The sequence below is a fragment of the Cohnella sp. OV330 genome, from assembly GCF_900112065.1.
GTDB lineage: Bacteria > Bacillota > Bacilli > Paenibacillales > Paenibacillaceae > Cohnella.
Genome location: NZ_FOKE01000005.1, coordinates 423,373 through 443,709 on the forward strand (window position 1 = coordinate 423,373; position 20,337 = coordinate 443,709).

Below are 20,337 nucleotides of genomic sequence, written 5' to 3' on the forward strand. Positions count from 1 at the left end.
TTAACGCATTCCATTCCAAGCCTTCAAAGGGGAATACCCGTCTGATTGCCAACAAGTTCGGAAATATGCTCGGCCGGTTCGCCGGCCATGGAGCGGGGAACGGCGGCGAATACGCGAAGGTCGCGCTGCTGTTCCTCTATTTTTTCTGCACGGTAGCCGCGGCCATCCTGGGCAGGACGGCCGCCGACGCGCTGTTCTTAAGCCGTTTCGACAATGCCGCGTTGTCGGGCATGTATTTGCCGCAGGCGGCGACCATGATCCTGACCAGCCTCGTCTTTCAACGATACGCCCACCGCGTCCGGATCGAGCGCCTGCTCTTCGGCCTGCTCCCGACCGTCGCCGCCCTCATCCTCGTCTCCCGCATCGGCGTCGGCCTCGAGCTGGACTGGGTTTTTCGAACGATTTACGTGGGATACGACGTGTTTAACTTTCTGATGATCGTCTGCTTCTGGCAGTTCGCCACCTCGGTGCTCGACCAGCGCAAGGCCAAGAAAATGATCGGTCTCGTCGCCAGCGGCGGCACGCTCGGCACGGTGGCGAGCGGCTTCGGCATCCGGGGCATCGTCCCGGTCATCGGAACCTCCAACCTGCTGTACGTTTTCGCCGCCCTCGTCGCGGCCGGCCTGGCGTTCGCGATCGCGATCAACGCGCTTTGCACCCGCGGCGTCGACAAGTCGGTCAAAGCGCCAGCCTCTTCTCCCGCTCCTTCCAAGCCCTCCGGGGCTGCCGCGGGGAAGGCCGACGGTCTTTTCAAAAACGTTCCCCATTTGAAATACATGGTCCTGCTGGCGGCATCGGTCACGCTGTCGCTGACGCTGATCGACTATCAATTCAAGGTTTTGCTTAGAGAGTCGCTGCAAAACGAAGCGTTGGCCGGATTCATGGGCAGCTTCCAAGGGATATCAGGCATCGTCGGCTTGCTCGTTCAGGTCACCTTGTCCGGCTGGGTGCTCACGCGCTTCGGCGTCACGACGGCGCTGCTCGTATTCCCCGTCACGCTCGCTGTCGCCAGCCTCGGCCTCATTTTCTTGCCGGTGCTCGCGATGTCGGTCGTCGCCAAAGGCAGCGACAAGGTGCTCGGCGATACGCTTAACGCTTCCGCCAACCAGCTCATCATGTTCCCGGTGCCTCCCGCTTGGCGCTCCAAGGCCAAAAACTTCATGGACGGCATCGTTCGCAACGGCTCCAAGGGCCTCGCCGCGCTGCTGCTGCTCGTGCTCAGCCATTGGCTGGCGCCGTCGCAGTTCAGCTACATCGTCGCGATTCTGCTCGGGATCGGGATCGTCTCCGGGCTCAAGATCAAGAAGGCTTACCTGCAGACGCTGATGTCGACCTTGAAGACCGGTCAAGACGATCCGCAGCGGACCGAGCTGGACTTCATGGATCCCGCGAGCCGCGCGCTGCTCGCCGAAGCGCTCCGTCAGCCGGACAAGCAGCAGGCGCTGTACGCGCTCCGTCTCCTGAAGGACATCGATGCGTTCGATCTGAAGCCTTATCTCTCGGGGCTGCTGGCCCATCCCCATCCGCAGGTCATCGTGGAGACGCTGGAATACGTCGAACAGTTCAAGCCCGCCGGCCTGGAACCGCGGCTCCTCGAGCTGCTCGGCGCTGACAGCGAGCCCGTCCGGGCCAAGGCGATTCTGGCGCTGGCGTCCTATATGGACGAAGCGCATTTGGATGAGATCTCCCGTCAGCTCGAAGACGACTCAGCCGACGTACAGGCGGCCGCGATCGCCGCGCTTGTGAAGTACTTCGGCATCGAGGGCATGTATCGTTCGGTCGGCGTGCTCAAGCGGCTGACCGAGAGCGAAGTCGAGGCCGAACGGATGGCCGTCGCGTCCTTGTTCGGACAGATCGGCGTGCCCAGCTTCTACAAGCCGCTGCTCGGCCTGCTGCGGGATCCGTCGAGCCAGGTCGCCGTTCGCGCGCTCGATTCCGCGGCGAAGCTGCGCGTGCCCGCCTGCATCCCGCCGATCGCGGACCGCTTGGCGGACGGCGGTGCGAGGCGGCATGCCATTCAGGCGCTCGCCGCCTACGACGAGCCGATCATCGTCCCCGCGCTGCGAGCTTATCTGGAACGAGAGGATATCGCCGTCCATCTGCCGGCCGTTTTCGAGCGCATCGGCTCTCGGTTAGCAAGGGATACGCTGCTCGAAGCCTACGAATCGTCAGGCTACGCCCTACGCGACCGTATACTCGAATCGCTGCTGCGCATGCAAAAGAACCTGCCCGCCGTGCCCGTCGCGCAAGCCGAGCGGTACGCGCGGCTCGAGCTCGCGCTCGACGAGCAGTACGGCGAGCATGGCGACGCCGTCGCCGGCAACGTCGCCGGCAACGCTGCCGGCTCCGAGCTGTCGGGCAGTATCGCCGAGATTCGCGCGGGCATCGTCCGCCGGATCTTCCAACTGCTCTCTCTTCTCTACGACGAGCGCGCGATGCAGGCCGTCTACGCCAATTGGACCGAGGGCGATGGCCAACGGCAGGCCAATGCCATCGAGGTCGTCGACCAGACGGTTCACGGCGCGCTGCGCGGGCCATTGATCAAGCTTATGTCGTCGTCTCGTGAATTGACCGCCTCGAGGGCGTCGAATGCGGCGCCGCATTGGGCGTGGCTCTCCGCGCAAGGCGACGCCTGGCTCTCTCGGTTGGCGGCGTACGCGCGCGCCAAGCAAGAAGGCGTCCCCTCAGATCCCGACGCGGCGCTTCAGGTCGAGCAGGTTCGGCTGCTCAAGAAAATCAGCCTGTTCCAAGGCGTGCCGCGCGCCGAACTGGCGGTGCTGGCGGATACGCTAAAGCCGGTGACGGCGGCCGCAGGCGACGTCATTATCCGGGAGGGCGAACCGGGCGACTGCCTGTACATGATCGAGAGCGGCAAGGTCGGCGTCTTCAAAGGCGATGCGCGCGTGCACGAGCTTCGGGGCGAGGAATACTTCGGCGAGATGGCCGTACTGACCCAAGGCGCGAGAACCGCCACGATCGCGGCCGAGGAGGACGTCCGGCTGTGGAAGCTCGACTCCGACGTCTTCTACGAGCGGATGATCGACCGTCCGAGCATGGCGGTCGAGATGATGAAGCTGCTGTCCCGCAGGATCAGGGACGCGCTTGGCGCAGCGGCAGCCGGAGCAGCAGTTGCAGGAGCAGCAGTTGCAGCCATAGCGGCGCCCGCCCTCCTTCACGCCGAAACGGCCGCCTCTTCGAGCGCCGACGAAGCGAAACGGGAAGCGGCGGCAGCCCGAGAACATCTGGATGCGGCTGCCGCCGCTGCCGCCGAAGCGCCGTCCGGCAACGCGACGCTAGTCAGACGCGTGCTGGTGCTTCAGCAGGTGCCGCTGTTTCAGCATTTGAGCACGGAGGGCTTTCTCGATCTCGCGCAGCTGGTGCAAGAGGAAGCGTACGGGCCGGGCAAGACGATCTGCAAGACAGGCGAGTACGGAGATACGCTGTACGCCGTCGTCGAAGGCGTCGTCGGCGTGCGCCGGGACGGCCGCGAGATCGCGAACCTCGGGAAAGGCGAATATTTCGGCGAGATGGCGATCATCGACAGCGGCCCCCGCTCCGCTGATTGTGTCGCCGTCAGCCAGGCCTCCCTGCTCGCGCTGCGCAAGGAACAGCTGCAAGCCTTCTGCTTCCGCGACGCGCAGGTGCTTCGCGGCATGATGCGGGTACTCTCAGAGCGTTTGCAAGGAATCTCCTAAAACAAGGGAAACGGGATGAAGCGGCGTCGTACGCCTGCCTCATCCCGTTTTCTTTTGCGGCCGATGGTATTCCTATCCAGGACAGGCCCGGCGCTACTGAGCGATCGGATTGCCCGCGCTCGGCGCTCCTTCGCCTAGCCATGCGCCCTAAGCGTTTCTCGCGATATCGCCGGGGAAGCTCCGCATTTCCAAAAAGTCCTCGGCTTCCAGCATGTAATCGCCGACGATTCGCCCCGTCTCGCGAATCCCCAACGGGCCGACTGAAATCGCCGTAATCGGCGGCGCTAACGCCTCAAAACGCATTGGCTTATACAAAGCAAATGCAAGCGCAAATGCAGACACCAATGCAAGCGCAAATGCAAATGCAAAAGGCCGTACCTCCGTCATTCGAATGACGAAGATACGGCCTTCCTTTTAAATAGATGCCTGCCCGGTTAGTTCGGCAGCTTGATCTCCACTTCGCGGCGCTGTTCCGCCGAGCGCAGCACGCCGTCGATGATCGCCTGCTGGATCAGGATCTCTTCCGCCGGGATCGGAGCCGGACGGCCGTCGCGCACCGCTTCGGCAAAGTCGCGGACCTTCTCGTCGAACAGGTTAAGCGAATGCCCGATCAGCGGCACGGCCGTCGAGGTGTGGCCGCCGAAGTCGTCGTGATACATCGTCATGCTTCCGATCGCGCCGTCCCAGACGCCGGACCATGGACCCGTGCCCGCCGGCGTCACCTTGAGGCCGGCATCGGTGCCGAGGAACATCGTGGCGCCCAGCGTATCCATGTGCATCGCCCAGGAGATCTTGAACTGAAGCACGAGGTCGTTGTCGAAGCGGACCATCGCCACGCCGAAGTCCTCGACCTCGAACTTCGAAGCTTCCTTGTGATAGAGCGGGTTCGTGCCGAAATGGTTCGACGTGAACGCGGATACCGATACCGGGCGCGGATAACCGAGCGTGTTCAGCGCCATGTCCAGCGAGTAGCAGCCGATGTCCGCCATCGCGCCGGCGCCCGCGAGCGCCTTGCTGATGAACGTGCCGCCCGGCATGCCGCGACGGCGTCCGCCGCCCGTTTCCGCATAATAGACGTTGCCGAGTCGTCCGGATTGGATGATCTCCTGCAGCAGCTTCATGTTCGGATCGTAGCGCGGCTGGAACCCGATCGACAGCATGCCGTCGTGGGACTTCACGGTCTGCACCATGTCCAGCGCTTCTTCAAGCGTGACCGACATCGGTTTTTCCAGCAGCACCTTCTTGCCTGCGCGCACCGCGTCGACGCTCGTGCGGTGATGGGAAGCGTTAGGGGTACAGATGCTGACGGCGTCGAGGTCGTGCGCGAGCAGCTCGGTATGGCTGTCGTATGCGCCCGCGCCGACGAGCCCTTCCCGCTCGGCGAACTCGCGCGCCCTGCCCGGCAGCACGTCGGCGACCGCCACGATGTCTACGTACGGCAGCTTGCGATAAGCCATGACGTGGTATCGCGCGATGCCCCCCGTTCCGATGATGCCGACTTTAACTCTCTTTTCGCTCATGATGATTCGTCTCCTCTTCCGGCGCGCCGGGCTGCCTTATGCCGTGCAAGCGGCGATAAGCCGAAGGCGTCATGCCGAATTTATGTTTGAATACCGGGTATAAATAGTTCGGATTGCCGTAGCCGTGACCGGCCGCGATCGACTCGACGGGACTCGACGAGCTAAGCAGCTCCTCCGCGATCCGCTGCAGCCGGACATGCTCCACCCAGTCGCGGAACGCGGTCCCGCCCTCGCTTCGGAAAATCCGCTGCAGCTGGCGCGGACTGACCTGCACCCGCTCGGCGACCTCGTCGAGCGAGATCGGCCGGGCCGCGTTGTCCTCGATGTACTGGACCGCGAGCCTGAACCGATGGTCGTTCATGTCGCGCGCGGGAATGCTGCCGGCGGCTTCCGGCGCGGCGTGCGCGCGGGCGGCGCGCAGCAGAATCTGCACGATGTGCTGCTTGAGCGTCGTATAGAAGCCGACCGGCTGGTCTTCCCAGGTCCGGTAGGCGTCGAGAAACGCGTTCATCCCATGATAGCGGTCGAGCGCGGGCACGACGGGCATTGTCTGCAAAATAGCCAGGCACTCGTCCGCCTCTCTCCGCTCGAGGACATCGCCCCACTCCGCATCCGCTTCGGCGTCGTCCACTCTCATGATTTCGCAGTGAAGGCACAGCTCGTACATACCCTCTTCTGGGCTCGAGATCTGCTCGTGCACGACGTCGGGACCGGTGAGATAGAACAAGCCTTCCTGGAGCGGGTAGGTCGCATCTCCGACGATCAACGTTCCCTTGCCCTTCGGAATAAAATGAAATTCATACTCCGAATGCTTGTGCGCCGCAATGACTTGACCCGGCGCGAAACTCGTCAGATGGCAGCGCAGCACCCGTATGCCGAGGCCGCCCCACCGGAACCGAAGGTCCAGCCGGTCCAGCGCGTCCCAGCGGCGCTTCATGCGGGCAAAGGCGAACGGCGGCTCGCCGTTCCGGCGATCGGCCTGCGGCGCTTCGGTCCGGTTCGGGGCTTGGCCGCTCATCGGCGATTAGCCCTGCAGGTCGGACAAGCGCACGGATTTGCCTTCGGCGGCCGAACGGTTCGCTGCTTCCATAAGCGTTGTCAGATCGAGCGCGAACGCGATATTTTCAGTCGCCTCGGTGCCCGATTCGATATGGCCGACCCATTGCTCGAACGCGAACGGCAGCCGATCGCCTACCGGGACCTCCGTCCAAACCTTTTCCGAATCTTGATTGCTGCGCACCAGAATCTTCTCCTCCGGGAATCCGTACAGCAGCGTGCCGTCGGTACCGTGGAGCTCGATGGAGAACGGCGAGTGGCTGTTCACGAAGCCGGCTTCGGCTATGCCGACCGCGCCGTTCGGATAAGCGAAGACGGCAACGGCGTTGTCCTCCACCTCGCGGCCGCTGACGAAGCCGAAGGTAGCGCTTACGGACTCGGGCAAGCCGAGGAATTTACGTACCAAATATACCGGGTGGCAGCCGAGATCGATGAGCGCGCCTCCGCCGCATTGTTCCTTGGAATAGAAATGCGGGGGCAGCCAATTCGCGGTCGATCCGTTGTGCGACAGCCTTACGCGCGCCAGCGTCAGTTGGCCCAGCTTGCCGGAGTCGATCACTTCCAGGATGGATTGCGTATAGCCGTCGTAGAGACGGGGCAGCGATACTGCCAATTTAACGCCGGCATCGCGGACGGCGGCAGCGATCTCGTTAGCTTCGGACACGGTTGTAGCCACGACTTTTTCGGTGAAAATATGCTTGCCCGCACGTGCCGCCTTTACCATGACGTCCCTGTGCATATTCGTCGGCGCGTCGACGACGACGGCGTCGATATCGTCGCGCGCGAGCAGTTCGTCCAGATTCGCGATAAAAGGAACGCCATACTTGGCGGCCTTCTCTGCGCCCCGATCAGGCAACTCGTCCCAGATCGCGGCGATCTCCGTATTCGGATGGCCCAGCACCTGCTTCGTGTAATCCTCTGCGTGCACGTGCCAGTAGCTTAACATGCCGATTCGAATCATTTTGACTGCTCTCTCCCTTCAAATATACGACACTACCACAAGATATCACGGACCAACACCCGATTTAAATGCAATTTCGTGTCATGACGACTATAATTATACGACATCGACCCTCTTCATTTTAACTGAAGTCGCGATTGTGTTACACTTCGCGGTAGATGCCTTTTATATGGAAAAGAGAGAAGGAACCCGAATGAACGAGCAGCTGAAACACGATAAATCGCGAATCCGCGACGCCATAGATGCCTATGCCCCGAAGCTCCGCGAGCTTGCCGCCTTTATCGCGGCGCACCCCGAGCTTGGCCACGAGGAAAAGCTGGCCTCCGCCCGCCTGACCGAAGCGCTGGAGGAAATGGGCTTCGCCGTTCAGCGGGGCACGCTCGGACTCGAGACGGCGTTCGTCGCGGAGTACCGTTCCGCCAAGCCCGGGCCGACGATCGCCTTGCTCGCCGAGTACGACGCGCTGCCGGAGATCGGCCACGCCTGCGGGCATCACTTGATCTGCACGATGGCGCTCGGCGCGGCTGCGGGACTGATGCCGCTGCTGGCGGAGACCGGCGGCACCCTCCGCGTATACGGAACGCCGGCCGAGGAGACCAAAGGCGCCAAGGTGGACATGGCCGCGGCCGGCTTGTTCGACGACGTGGACGCGGCGCTCATGGCGCACCCGTATCACAGCTTCGAGCGCTCCGGCTCTTCGCTTGCGATGGACGCGCTGCAATACGAATTTTTCGGCAAGGCGGCGCATGCCGCGGCTAACCCCGAGGACGGGATCAACGCGCTGGATGCGGTCATCCAGCTTTTTAACGGCGTCGGCGCGCTGCGGCAGCAGACGCGGAGCGACGCCCGCATTCACGGCATCGTGTCGGACGGCGGCCGGGCACCCAACGTCATCCCCGACTACGCCGCCGCCCGATTCTACGTCCGCGCCAAGAGCCGTGCCTATACGGACGAGCTCGTACGCAAGGTGAACGCCTGCGCGGAAGCAGCCGCGCTCGCGACAGGAAGCAGGCTCGCCGTCAGCAACTACGAATATTCGTACGACGAGCTGCGCACGAACGAGGCGCTGTCCGACGCGTTCACCGCCAACCTGATCGAGGGCGGCGTCCGAGCCGAGGAGATCGCGTCCGGCCACGACAACGGGTCGCTCGACCTGGGCAACGTCTCGCTTCGCTGTCCCGCGGTGCACGGCTACGTCAAGGTCGTCGACGCCCCTTACGCGCTGCACTCGCTTGAATTCAGGGACGCCGCGCAGCTCCCGCGGGCATACGACGGCATGGCGTTCGGCGCCAAGACGCTGGCGCTAACCGCTTATGACGTTCTGACCGACGGCGATTTGCTCTCCCGCATTCGCGCCGAATTCGCGGCAGCGGCGGGGAAGCGGTAGCGTCAAGCGATTTTGAAGCCCTCCCGTTTTTGAGAAAACGCACGCGTCCGAAGCATCCCGATCCTGGCTCGGGTGGCCTCGGACGTTTTTTGTTTGGCTATTTGTATTTAAAAATGTAAATTTATTATTAAAAATGATGATTATTTTGCTAATTTTTAGTTTGATTTTAATAATTATTTTGCAAACCCTCTTCTCATTCGAACGCCTGCTCCCGATAATTACAAGGCAGGGAATTGCGCTGCTCATCCACATCAGGGAAATAAGGGAGCGATCGATGATGTTTGTCTCAGTAAAGGTCCGGTTAATTTTGCTTTTCGCAGTGCCTTTGCTGCTGTTTGCCGGCACGGCCGTATATTTGCTTCAATTAATCGGCTCGAACACGAATCGATTGTCCGATACGCTATACGAGACCGCCTACCGCTCGACGGTGTCCGTGCTCGGCTCCGACCGGGATATGCAGCAGGCGCTGTCCGACTACTTGCAGATCCGCTACGCGAACCTGCCGGCCGAGGAAGAAAAGGCGACGCTCGCCGATTACCGGAGCAAAGTAAAAACGATAAACGCGGCGATTGCCGACGCGATGGATATCATGAAGCGGAACGGCCTGGAAAATTTGGCGCATCCGCAAACCGGGCAGACGATCAGCGAGATCATGGTGAACTTCCAGAACGGATTCCGCGTCTGGTCGCAGCAAGCGTCGGTCACGCTGCAGCAGGAAAAGATCAATCCAGAGCAAGAAAGCGCGCTGCTCGCGAAGTTCCGGCAGGGCCGGGACAGCGTAGGCGCTTTCGGCGAGATCATGACCAAGTATGCCGAGGACGAGACCGGCGTTATCCGCAAAGATACCCAATCGACGTCAACGACCGTCTATATCTCGCTAATCGCCATTTGGATCGTGTTCATCGGTTCCGGCGCCTTCCTCATTCTCACGCTCAACCGGACGATCGGCAACGTGCTGCGCAAGACCCGGTCGGTCGCGGCCGGCAATCTGGCCTTCGCTCCGCTCGATAAATACGGACGGGACGAGCTCGGCCAGATCGACCAATCGGTCGACGGCATGATCGCGCAGATTCGCGGGCTCGCGGAGAGCATCTCCTCGCACGCGCGCGTCGTCGAGTCCTCCTCGCAGACGCTGGCGGCCGGAGCGGCCGAATCCGCTAAGGCTACGCACGAGACAGTCGCCCATATCGGCGAGGTACGGACGCAGACAGAAGTCCAATCCGCCATCGCGGAGGAGACCAGCAGAGCGATCGAAGAGATGGCGCACGGCGTCGGACGCATCGCGGACAGCATGGGAACGATCTCCGGACACTCGTCCGAGGCGGAAGTCATCGCCGAGCGAAGCAACGTCAAGGTGCGCACGCTGAGGCTTCAATTGGAAGAGATCCTCGCCTCCGTCAGAGAGTTGTCCGAGATCGTCGAGCAGCTCCGGGACAAGTCGGGACGCATCGGCACGATCGCGGACAACATCACCGGCTTCGCGGCCCGGACGAACATCCTATCCTTAAATGCGTCGATCGAAGCCGCCAGGGCCGGCGAGCACGGTCGCGGCTTCGCCGTCGTCGCGGAAGAGATTCGCAAGCTCGCCGCCAGCTCCATGGAGTCCGCTCACGTCATCAACGAGCTGATCGAAGATACGCAGAACGGCATCGCGAGCGCAGCCGAGCATATGGACGCGACGCTCGCGCGCTCGGAGAACGGCGGCGCAACGATGGACGAGGTCGAACGGGACTTTTCGGAGATCGTCCGGTCCGTCAAACAGGTGGCCATGCAGGTTGCCGAAGCCTCGGCCGTCACCGAGCAGATGTCCGCCGGCTCCGAGGAGGTCGCGGCCAGCATGGAGCAAGCCTCCCGCTCGGCCCGGGACAACGCGGGCAAGACGAATCTCGTCGCCGCCGCCGCCGACCGGCAGCTCTCGCTCAGCGAAGAAATCGCCAGCGCCGCTGCCTCGCTGCAGCAAGTCGTCGGCAGCCTGACGGAGGCGGTCGGCAGGTTCAAGTGGTAATCGGTGTTTCAAGCGCCAAAGTGACGTAATTCGTTATTGGATTTAGGCAACCTCTCCAAGCCAGATTACCAACGTTACAGCGGCGAGAATCGGACTCATGGCTACTGCAAGCGAGAAAAGCAACGTTACTAGATTAGGCAGTCGCTCCAAGCGAGATTACCAACGCTACAGCGGGGCGGATCGGACTCATGACTACTGCAAGCGAGAAAAGTACCGTTACACATTAACCTCCAGAACATCGACCAAACAAAAGCGGGACCGACCGGAGCTGCCTCCGGTACGGTCCCGCTTTACTCGTCTATTCCAACTAACCCTTCGCAACCTCGTCCGCAAATGCCCGCGCGAGCTTCGCCAGCGCCTTGAAGTCGCCGTCCGCGACGAGCTTCTTGTCCACCAGATTGCCGCCCAGGCCGACGGCTACGGCGCCGGCGTCCAGCACGGACCGGATGTTCTGCAGGTTCACGCCGCCGGTCGCCACCATCGGGATGTGGTTCAGCGGCGCACGGATCTCCTTGAGGTAACCGACGCCGAGACTCCCGAGCGGGAATACTTTGACGGCGGATGCGCCGGCCTTGTACGCCGTCACGATCTCGGTCGGCGTCATCGTGCCCGGCCATACCTCGATGCCTTGTTCGACGCCGAATTGAACGACCTCAAGATCGAGGTTCGGCGAGATGATGTACTCCGCGCCCGCCGCGGCCGCTTCCTTGGCCTGACCCAGATCGAGCACCGTGCCGGCGCCGATCCGCATGCGGCCCTCGTAGCGCTCGCGGAACCGCGAGATCATGCCGAGCGCGCCGTCGGTGTTCAGCGTCACTTCGAGGAAGACGACGCCTCCCTCGGCCAGCGCTTCGGCGGTCGCGTCTCCCTTGTCCTCCGGTATGCCGCGGATAATGGCGACGATCTTGCTCGCCGCCAGCGACTTCATCAGCTCGCTCTGCTCTCTGCCCGTCGTCATCGCGCCAGCCAACCTCCGTCCACGCACAGCACATGGCCGTTCAGATAGTCGGACGCGGAAGAGGCGAGAAACACGACCGGCCCCTTCATGTCCTCAGGCTGCCCCCAGCGGCCTGCCGGGATACGGTCCGTAATCGACTGATAGCGTGCTTGGTCCGCGACGATCGGCGCCGTGTTGTTGGTCGTCATGTAGCCGGGCGCGATCGCGTTGACCTGGATGCCCTTGCTCGCCCATTCGTTGGCAAGCGCTTTGGTGATGCCTGCGACGCCATGCTTGCTCGCCGTGTAGCCGGGCACGTTGATGCCGCCCTGGAACGTCAGCATCGACGCGATATTGACGATCTTCCCGCTGCCGCGCGCGATCATATGACGGCCGGCCAGCTGGCTGAGGAAGAAGACCGAGTTCAAGTTCAGATCGATGACGTCGAACCAGTCCTTGGCCGCGTGATTCGCGGCCGGCGTGCGCCGGATCGTGCCCGCGTTGTTCACGAGAATATCGACGCCGCCGAAAAAGGCCAGCGCCTTCCCGAACACGCCTTCCAGCCCGTCAAGATCGCTCAGATTCGCGGAGATCTGCTCGATCGTCCCGCCCGCCTCGCGGACGGCCGCCACGGTCGCATCGCAATTGGAAGACGCGACCGCGACGATCTTGGCGCCCGCTTCCGCGAGCCCGATCGCCATCGCCTGGCCCAGTCCGCCGGAAGCGCCGGTGACGAGCGCCGTCTTGCCGGTTAAATCGAACAACATGGCTCTATCCTTCCTTCTCTTGGTTAATAAGTAATCTGACGCCGGCTTGCCTGTATTGGGAAGCCAACTCGGGCGAAAGTCCGGCATCGGTGACGATGGCTTCGACCTCGGTCAGCTGCGCGAACGTGAACAGCGCGCCCTGCCCGAACTTGTGATGGTCCGCCGTCACGTAGGACAGCTGGGCCGTCTCGATGAGGGCGCGCTTCATCTCGCTGAATTCCCCCGTATAGATCGTGAAGCCGGAGTCCGGCTGAACCCCCGTCGCCGCGAGAAACGCCTTGCGGATATTCAGCTTGCGCACGTAAGCGACCGCATCGGATCCGACCAGCATGTTGCGCACCCGGTAGCCGCCTGGCACGACGAGCCGTATGGCGTCCTTGCGCACGAGCTCGCTGATGATGACGATGTCGTTGGTCACGACGGTCATCGGCTGGTTCGGCAGCTGCCGCGCCATCTCCTGCATCGTCGTGCCGCCGTCTAGCGCGACGATATCGTTAGGTTCGATCAGGGACACCGCCAGCTTCGCGACCTCCGCCTTCTCGGCGGCGTGGCGCGCGACCGGATTTTTGAACGACAGGATCCCAAGCTGGTCGGCCTGCGCGAGCACCGCGCCGCCGTGCATCCGCTGCAGCAGCCCCTTTTCCTCGAGCTTGGCCAGATCCTCGCGGATCGTTTTTCCCGTCACCTCAAGCCGTTCGCTGAGCTCGGCCACCGTGACCTCGTTCGCGGCCAGCAGCATCTCCATGATCATCTCGTGTCTGCGAAGAGGGTTCATTGCGAATCTCCAATCCTAGCGATTTCCTACTATTTTATATCCTTCATGGCGACCGGATCCATATCCTCGAAAATTTGATTCTCGCCCGCCATGCCCCAGATGAACGTGTAGCTGGCCGTGCCGACGCCGCTGTGAATCGTCCAGCTCGGCGAGATGACGCTCTGCTCGTTGCGTACGGCCAGGTGGCGCGTCTCCTGCGGCTCGCCCATCATATGAAAGACGACGCCGTCTTCGGGCATGTCGAAGTAGAAGTAAACCTCGGAACGGCGATTGTGCGTGTGGCTAGGCATCGTGTTCCACATGCTGCCTTCCTTCAGCAGCGTCATGCCCATCACCAGCTGACAGCTCTGGATGCCGCCGGTGTGGATGTAACGGTAGATCGTCCGTTCGTTCGAATTGGTCAAGCTGCCAAGATGGTTCGGCGAAGCTTCGCTGATCGCGGCCTTCACCGTCGGGTAAGTCTTGTGCGCCGGCGTCGAGTTCATGTAGAACTTGGCAGGCTGCGCGCCGTCCTCGCTCGCGAATACCACTTCCTTCGCCCCGAGGCCGATATAGAGGCAGTCTTTGCTAGCCAGCGCGTATACCTCGCCGTCGACCGTCACGCTACCCGCGCCTCCGACGTTGATAATGCCGATCTCCCTGCGCTCCAGGAAGGTCGCCGCGCCGATCGCCTTGGCGTCCGCTTCCAGCTTGACGGTGCCGTTTACCGGCAGCGCCCCGCCGACGATGAAGCGGTCGACATGCGTGTAAGTCAACGTCAACCGGTCCGGCTTGAACATCTCTTCAATCAGGAATTCCTCGCGCAGGCGCGCCGTGTCGAATGCCTTAACTTCGCGTGGATGGGACGCATAACGGTTTTCCATAGGTTTAAACCTCCGATTGTTTATTTATGTTCATATAAGTTTGTATAGGTTTATATTATAGCAGTATCGGTTCATTTACAACCTAAAAAACAATACGGCAAACGACAACAATAAAAAAGCCGCGCCGTCTCATTGCCGCACGGCTCTACGAATATTGACAACGAATTACATGAAGTGTTACTCTGAGATCATGTTCGTTATTAAGAACGTGTATTTGGAACTATATTAACTCCATTTTAACGCTTTACGATTTCTCGACAACGCGATCCGTTCTCTCGAACGAACAGGCGGATCGATTCGAACTCCTTTTCTCTACATAATTGCATATCAGATGGAGGAAGCGAATGAGCGCGATAGCCGGCATTTATCAGTTGCTTGGAGAACCTCTCGGAGTCGAATCCGGCCGGCGTATCATGGAAGAACTGCAACGCTATCCTGCCGACGATGTGCATACTTGGCAATCGGAAAGAGTGTTCCTCGGCTGCCACGCTCAATGGATTACGCCCGAATCGGTTGACGAGGAGCTTCCATTTTACGACAGGGAACGAGCGCTCGCGATCACGGCGGACGCCATTATCGACAATCGCGCAGAACTTTTCGAAAAGCTCGGCGTGCCGAGAGAAGATCGCCTTTCGATGCCGGACAGTCTCCTGATTGTTCTTGCTTATGATCGATGGGGTCAGGATGCCCCCCGTCACCTAGTCGGCGACTTCGCCTTCATCCTATGGGACGAGAGGAATGGGATCCTGTTCGGAGCCAGGGACTTCTCGGGGAGCCGGACGCTGTATTATCACCGATCTGCCCAAGCGCTCTCTTTCTGTACTACGATCGGGCCGCTGCTTGCATTGCCGGGCACGGACAAGCAACCGAACGAACAATGGATCGCCGATTATCTGGCTATCCCGATTACGGTCGATTCAATCGACTGCGCGTCTACCGTTTATAAAAGCATCGAGCAGCTGCCGCCCGCCCACAGCTTCTCAGTCATCGACGGGCGAATCTCGCTTTCTCAATTTTGCGAGATTCGCCCGAATGCCGGCGCGATCCGCTTCAAATCGGATGAAGAATATGAGGAAGCTTTCCGCGAAGTGTTTACAACCGCCGTGAACGATTGCTCGCGAACCCGTCTTCAACTCGGATCGCAGCTAAGCGGAGGTCTCGATTCCAGTTCGGTCGTCAGCTTTGCCGTCCGTTCGCTCAAGCGGGAGAGCAAGCGGCTTCACACGTTTAGCTATTATCCCGTCGACGACTTCGAAGACTTTACGGCCTCGAGGAACCGCATGGCGGACGAACGCCCGTTTATCCGGACGATCGTCGATCATGTCGGAAATATTGAGCCTCATTACTTGAACTTTCCGGACAAGAGCCCCCTTTCTGAAGTGGACGACTGGCTGGAGTTGCTGGAAATGCCTTATAAGTATTACGAAAATACATATTGGCTCAAAGGGATTTTCGAAGAGGCGCGCAAGCATGGGGTAGGCGTCGTCCTTAACGGCCAACGCGGTAACTGGTCGATTTCTTGGGGACATACGATCGATTATCAAGCCCGGTTAATTCGGCAATTCCGATGGATGCAGTTCGCTAAAGAATTCGTACTGTTTTGCAGGAATCACGGCGCCCGAAAGAGCAGCTTGCTGGGCCAGGTCTCCCTAATGACGTTCCCCGGCATCGCTCGTATGATTTCGCCAAAGAAGACGTCCCCCTCCCTCATCGATCCGCAATTCGCCAAGCGCAGCGGCGTCTTCGAGCGGATGGAGCCTTACGGGCCGAGCCTATGGGGCTCTCAGCTTCAGAATGCATACGACGTACGGGACGATCTGTACAAGCGCTTGTTCTACTGGAACATCAACGGCGCAAGCGAGACGCGACTGTCGCTGAAGTACGGCGTATGGGGACGGGATCCGACGAACGACCTTCGCGTTCTGCGCTTTTGCCTCTCCCTGCCCGACGACCAATTCGTTCGCGACGGCGTGGATCGACGACTCATCAGGCGCGCGACCGAAGGATATTTGCCCAACAAAGTACGCTTTAACAGGCGATTGCGCGGCGTGCAAGGCGCCGATGGCGTACACCGAATGACGCCGGAATGGAACGGCTTCATTACCGAAGTGCAGCAGCTGATCAAGGAGCCTCACGCGAAGCAATACCTGAATACGGCACAGTTGAAGGCTTCATTAGACAAGCTTCGAGGGGCGCCTCGCGCCGACCACGTATTTGACGAAGACTTTAGGCTCTTGATGCGGGCGCTAATATTCAACCGCTTCATGAAGCGAACCTTTGAAGGGAGGTGACTCTAACATGGCTAAACAAGAATGGAAGCAACCGGCTCTTGAAGTGCTGGACGTAAACATGACTGCTGCAGGTCCCGGCAAAGGCGTACTGGACCGCTACCAACCGGATCGCGACGATCCCGTCAGCTTCGACCCGACCCTGCCGCGCGTACCTGGCGATAGCTAGGCCACTAGACACATGTTCGCCTCCCGCAAAGAGGCGAATATGTCCTATCTTAGCCTTATTTGGAGTGAAGATCCGTGACCGCAACGAATGGTCTCTTCTTATATACGGCGTTCGGCCTCCAGGTGCGGAGCGAGATCGCCCTGCCTGAGCTGTTCGCTAGCGACGGAATGTCGTACACGCCCGAGTCAGGGGTTATGGTGAAGCGAAGTTCGTTGGAGGAAGCTTGGCAGAAGCATGCTGGGCCGGAAGACTACTTCGCGGTGCTTGATTCCGAGGTTTTGTTCAGCGTTCCCGAAGTGGGCCTTTTCGCTGCCGAAAGCGGACATACGATTCACGTCTCACCCTTCCCTGGAGTCGCCGAGGAGCGTCTGCGCCTGTACATCCTCGGCACGGGAATGGGTCTTATTTTGCTTCAAAAGCGGATTCTCCCGCTTCACGGAAGTTGCATTGCCGTTGATGGCCGAGCCTATGCCATCGTCGGACAATCAGGCGCCGGCAAGTCGACGCTATCGTCCGTTTTATTGGATCGAGGCTACAAGCTGCTTAGCGACGACGTCATTCCCATCGTCCTCACTGATCAAGGTCCGTTCGCCTTTCCGTCTTATCCGCAACAGAAACTGTGGCAGGAGAGCTTGGACGCCCTTGAGATCTTCCGCGCGGAAGGCCGACCGATCTACAATCGAGAGACGAAGTTCGCCGTCCCGGCGCACGATCATTTCCATCGGGAGCCGCTTCCGCTTGCCGGCGTATTCGAGTTGGTCAAGACGGATGACCATCCATTCATTGCGCCAGTGCCCGTTATGGAAAGATACTACCTGCTCTTCGATCATACGTACCGCAATTTCTATGTAAATCGCGGAGGATTGATGACATGGCATTTCAGTACCCTTAGCAAATTCGTGAACCGAATCGACGTCTATCGGATCGGTCGATCGACAAAGGCTTTCTCCGCTCGCGAATCGGCGGATCGTATTTTGGATGTTATCTATCAGGAGGGACAGCGCGATGAATAATCAGCCGGTTCAATGGACGCCGACCGACCGAATCGAGCAATCAAAAGATCATATTGTTAGCGATATGGACGGGGAAAAGGTCATGCTTAGCGTACAGAAGGGAAAATACTATAACCTTGGCGAGGTTGGCGGACGCATCTGGGATCTGTTAGCCTCGCCTTGCACCGTACAACAATTAATCGATAATCTCCTCACGCAATATGAGGTAGAACCCGAGACTTGCCAAGCTCATGTCGCGTCTTTCTTGGATACCCTGTGGTCCGAAGGCTTGATTTGCCGCGCTTCGGCAACATGAACCGTTTTAAAAACGTCCTGCTGTTCTTCAAATTGAATAGACGGGATGCCTTGCTCTTTATTGAAGCCTACGCCTATCTCGGATGGGCCCGACTGCTGCTGTTATTTCCATTCGCGAAAATCTCTCCTAAGTTGGGCCAAAAGGCGTCGGAGACATCCGAGCTTCACCAACGAGAGGAAGCGGTTTTGGCTTTAAAGCATATCTCCAGCGCGGTAAACATTATGAGCCGCTACACCATTTGGGATAGCAAATGCCTCGTCAGAGCGATTGCCGGACTGAAGATGTTAGCTAGACGCCGTATCGACAGCACTTTATATCTCGGAGTGGCAAGAGATGAGACGGGACAGCTTATCGCGCATGCCTGGCTGAGGAGCGGCTCTTTTTATGTCACGGGCGCGGAAGAGATGTTCCGCTTCACCGTCGTCGAGAAATTCGCCAAGGTCACAAGGAGCCTCTAATGAGATCGTTCGCCTATTATATGAAACAGCTTCATCATCACAGCGGCATGCAGCTCTACGTTAATATTATCGGGATGGTCATCAATAGCTTCTTGGAGAGCGCAGGCCTTCTCTTGCTCGTGCCTATGTTGGGCGTAAGCGGCATCATCGCATTCGATCCGGAATCGCTCGGACGTCTCGGCTTCTTGAGCGAGCTTCAACGATTCCCGCAGTCGACTGCAATCCTCCTTATTCTAGGCGTCTACTTGCTTGTTGTCATTGGCCAAAACGTTCTCTATCGGACGATTAGCATCCGCAACATGATCATTCAACAGAATTACAGCCGCAAACTCAGGTACGAGACCTATCGCGTTCTCCTCGGCGTTCAATGGACCTACTACTTAAGCAGGCGCACCTCCGAGCTCGTACACTTGCTGACGACAGAATTGGCACGGGTTATGGGCGGTATCAATTTGTTCCTGACGTTTATAACTTCGCTCCTGTTCACGCTCATTCAGATCGGCGTAGCTTTCTGGATCTCTCCGGGCATGACCGTCGCCATTCTCTGCTGCGGTGCCCTGCTCGCGTTGTTGTCCCAGCGGTACATTCGCAAATCCAAAGCGTTAGGAAGCCGCGGCTCCCAGCTTGCGCAACAATATTTGACAGGAATCTCGGATCAACTAAATGGCTTTAAAGATATCAAAAGCAATACTTTAGAACGATCCTGGTTAAAATGGCTTCAAAATTTGACTTATGGCACGATGCAAGAACAGCTGGAATATATTCGTTTAAGGATGAATTCACAATTTCTCTACAAATTATCCTCCTCATTGCTTATTGCATGTTTCATTTTCGTTTCGTATCATTACTTTCATACTCAAGGTCAAAGTATACTAATTGTAATCTTGTTGTTTGCTCGTCTATGGCCTAGATTTACAAGCCTGCAATCTAATTTGGAACAGATGGCCACGGCCTTGCCGGCGTTCCTAGCCTTGCAGAAACTCAACGATGAATGTATGACGTGGTCCGAGAAGGGAATCCTAAATGCAGACGATAACGCGGAAGCGGTAAAACCTCTTCGCATCTCCGAAGGAATCGAATGCCGCAGCTTGTCCTTTAGATATCACTACGACCAACCGGTCTACGCCCTTAAGGAATTAAATCTATGGGTTCCCGCCAATCGAATGACGGCTATCGTAGGCAGTTCAGGAGCGGGCAAGAGCACCTTAATCGATGTCATAATGGGTTTAATGAGAGGCGAATCAGGCGAACTTCTTGTTGACGGGCAAGCGATAAACGAACATAACTTATTGGCTTACCGTCGTGCAATCGGCTATGTTGCCCAGGACCCCTTTTTATATCACGCTACGATCCGCGAGAACCTGCTGATGATCGATCCCGACGCCAGCGAGGATCGGTTATGGGAAGCGTTGACGTTTGCCTCCTCCGATGAATTCGTTCGCAAGCTGCCGCAAGGAATCGATACGGTTATCGGGGAACGCGGCATACGATTGTCGGGCGGAGAACGCCAGCGCATCGTATTGGCGAGAGCCATTATTAGCAGACCATCCATTCTCGTCCTTGACGAAGCAACAAGCGCGCTGGATACCGAGAATGAACGTAATATTCAATTGTCTCTGGAGCGTTTAAAAGGCTCGATGACTGTTCTTGTTGTCGCCCATCGCTTATCGACCGTTCGCAATGCCGACCAAATTGTCGTCATTCAAGACGGAACGGTAGCCGAGAAGGGCACATATGAAGAGTTGATAGCTAACGCAAACGGGGTCTTCAGACGACTGGCGAGCAATCAAGGCATAACGGAGGGAATCGCATGATCGGAGAAAGAATCCAGATGCTTCGCAAAACAAAGAATCTCTCGCTCACCGAACTTTCGGAGAAGGCTTCGGTTGCCAAATCTTACCTCAGCTCGATAGAGCGAGGCATCCAACAAAATCCTTCTATCCAGTTCCTCGAGAAAGTAGGCGCCGTTCTCGGGATTTCGGTAGAGGAGTTTCTTCAATCCGAAGAGAAGCAAGCTGCCGCCGAATCAATCAATTCCCTGGACGTCGAATGGGCAAGCCTTGTAAAAGAGGCCATGGCTTCAGGCGTGAGCATCGAGCAGTTCAGGGAATTTCTTGATTTCAACAAGTGGAAAAATCAGAAATGACG

The 20,337-nt window shown here is 58.9% G+C and carries 18 protein-coding genes; 10 read left to right on the forward strand and 8 right to left on the reverse strand.

Annotated elements, in window-relative coordinates; genetic code table 11:
- Nucleotides 1–65 precede the first annotated feature (65 nt).
- A complete protein-coding gene (locus tag BM235_RS14650) occupies nt 66–3,695 on the forward strand; it encodes an Npt1/Npt2 family nucleotide transporter (RefSeq protein WP_090114417.1) in 3,630 nt (1,209 codons plus the stop codon).
- Nucleotides 3,696–3,842: 147 nt separating this feature from the next.
- Here the strand turns inward: BM235_RS14650 and BM235_RS32970 are convergent, their stop codons facing one another.
- From BM235_RS32970 to BM235_RS14670, 4 genes are read right to left on the reverse strand one after another with little or no spacing between them, the layout of a single operon-like run.
- On the reverse strand, nt 3,843–4,082 hold the full coding sequence (locus tag BM235_RS32970) for an FAD-dependent oxidoreductase (RefSeq protein WP_090114419.1): 240 nt from the start codon (nt 4,080–4,082) through the stop codon (nt 3,843–3,845).
- 47 nt (nt 4,083–4,129) lie between these two features.
- Nucleotides 4,130–5,215, reverse strand: a complete 1,086-nt coding sequence (locus BM235_RS14660; RefSeq protein WP_090114421.1) for a Gfo/Idh/MocA family protein — start codon at nt 5,213–5,215, stop codon at nt 4,130–4,132.
- Nucleotides 5,196–6,233: an AraC family transcriptional regulator gene (locus BM235_RS14665; protein WP_090114424.1), complete on the reverse strand. Its 1,038-nt coding sequence runs from the start codon at nt 6,231–6,233 to the stop codon at nt 5,196–5,198. Before BM235_RS14665 ends, BM235_RS14660 begins: the two co-directional genes overlap by 20 nt.
- A gap of 6 nt (nt 6,234–6,239) precedes the next feature.
- Complete coding sequence (locus BM235_RS14670; RefSeq protein WP_090114437.1) at nt 6,240–7,232, reverse strand: Gfo/Idh/MocA family protein; 993 nt, start codon at nt 7,230–7,232, stop codon at nt 6,240–6,242.
- A 193-nt stretch (nt 7,233–7,425) separates the two neighbouring features.
- Here BM235_RS14670 and BM235_RS14675 point away from each other — a divergent pair, with 193 nt between their 5' ends.
- Entirely contained in the window at nt 7,426–8,619 is a 1,194-nt protein-coding gene (locus tag BM235_RS14675) for a M20 family metallopeptidase (RefSeq protein WP_090114439.1), read from the forward strand.
- A 277-nt stretch (nt 8,620–8,896) separates the two neighbouring features.
- Nucleotides 8,897–10,624: a methyl-accepting chemotaxis protein gene (locus BM235_RS14680; RefSeq protein WP_158543840.1), complete on the forward strand. Its 1,728-nt coding sequence runs from the start codon at nt 8,897–8,899 to the stop codon at nt 10,622–10,624.
- Between the two features lie 307 nt (nt 10,625–10,931).
- On the opposite strand, the gene BM235_RS14685 is transcribed toward BM235_RS14680, so the two are convergent.
- Genes BM235_RS14685 through kduI form a run of 4 tightly spaced genes read right to left on the reverse strand, consistent with a single transcriptional unit; the run spans nt 10,932 to nt 13,966 of the window.
- On the reverse strand, nt 10,932–11,582 hold the full coding sequence (locus BM235_RS14685; RefSeq protein WP_255374383.1) for a bifunctional 4-hydroxy-2-oxoglutarate aldolase/2-dehydro-3-deoxy-phosphogluconate aldolase: 651 nt from the start codon (nt 11,580–11,582) through the stop codon (nt 10,932–10,934).
- The gene (kduD, locus tag BM235_RS14690; RefSeq protein WP_090114443.1) at nt 11,579–12,328 is read right to left on the reverse strand and encodes a 2-dehydro-3-deoxy-D-gluconate 5-dehydrogenase KduD; all 750 of its coding nucleotides are present in this window, start codon (nt 12,326–12,328) and stop codon (nt 11,579–11,581) included. The genes BM235_RS14685 and kduD overlap by 4 nt, the downstream gene beginning before the upstream one ends.
- 4 nt (nt 12,329–12,332) lie before the next feature.
- Complete coding sequence (locus BM235_RS14695) at nt 12,333–13,103, reverse strand: DeoR/GlpR family DNA-binding transcription regulator (RefSeq protein WP_090114445.1); 771 nt, start codon at nt 13,101–13,103, stop codon at nt 12,333–12,335.
- A 29-nt stretch (nt 13,104–13,132) separates the two neighbouring features.
- Nucleotides 13,133–13,966 (reverse strand): 5-dehydro-4-deoxy-D-glucuronate isomerase, encoded by an 834-nt coding sequence (gene kduI, locus BM235_RS14700; protein WP_090114447.1) that lies wholly within the window; start codon nt 13,964–13,966, stop codon nt 13,133–13,135.
- Between the two features lie 344 nt (nt 13,967–14,310).
- Between kduI and BM235_RS14705 the strand changes: the two genes are divergently transcribed.
- The 7 genes from BM235_RS14705 (at nt 14,311) to BM235_RS14730 (ending at nt 20,335) form a co-directional block, all read left to right on the forward strand.
- Nucleotides 14,311–16,257, forward strand: a complete 1,947-nt coding sequence (locus BM235_RS14705; RefSeq protein WP_090114449.1) for an asparagine synthase-related protein — start codon at nt 14,311–14,313, stop codon at nt 16,255–16,257.
- Between the two features lie 7 nt (nt 16,258–16,264).
- Nucleotides 16,265–16,423 (forward strand): paeninodin family lasso peptide, encoded by a 159-nt coding sequence (locus tag BM235_RS31675; protein ID WP_110468917.1) that lies wholly within the window; start codon nt 16,265–16,267, stop codon nt 16,421–16,423.
- A gap of 74 nt (nt 16,424–16,497) precedes the next feature.
- Entirely contained in the window at nt 16,498–17,436 is a 939-nt protein-coding gene (locus BM235_RS14710) for a hypothetical protein (RefSeq protein ID WP_090114451.1), read from the forward strand.
- A complete protein-coding gene (locus BM235_RS14715; protein ID WP_090114453.1) occupies nt 17,429–17,731 on the forward strand; it encodes a lasso peptide biosynthesis PqqD family chaperone in 303 nt (100 codons plus the stop codon). Before BM235_RS14710 ends, BM235_RS14715 begins: the two co-directional genes overlap by 8 nt.
- Nucleotides 17,728–18,189, forward strand: coding sequence for a lasso peptide biosynthesis B2 protein (locus BM235_RS14720; protein ID WP_090114663.1), 462 nt, complete (start codon nt 17,728–17,730; stop codon nt 18,187–18,189). Before BM235_RS14715 ends, BM235_RS14720 begins: the two co-directional genes overlap by 4 nt.
- Complete coding sequence (locus tag BM235_RS14725) at nt 18,189–20,003, forward strand: ABC transporter ATP-binding protein (protein WP_090114456.1); 1,815 nt, start codon at nt 18,189–18,191, stop codon at nt 20,001–20,003. The genes BM235_RS14720 and BM235_RS14725 overlap by 1 nt, the downstream gene beginning before the upstream one ends.
- Entirely contained in the window at nt 20,000–20,335 is a 336-nt protein-coding gene (locus BM235_RS14730; protein ID WP_090114458.1) for a helix-turn-helix domain-containing protein, read from the forward strand. Before BM235_RS14725 ends, BM235_RS14730 begins: the two co-directional genes overlap by 4 nt.
- Nucleotides 20,336–20,337: the final 2 nt, after the last annotated feature.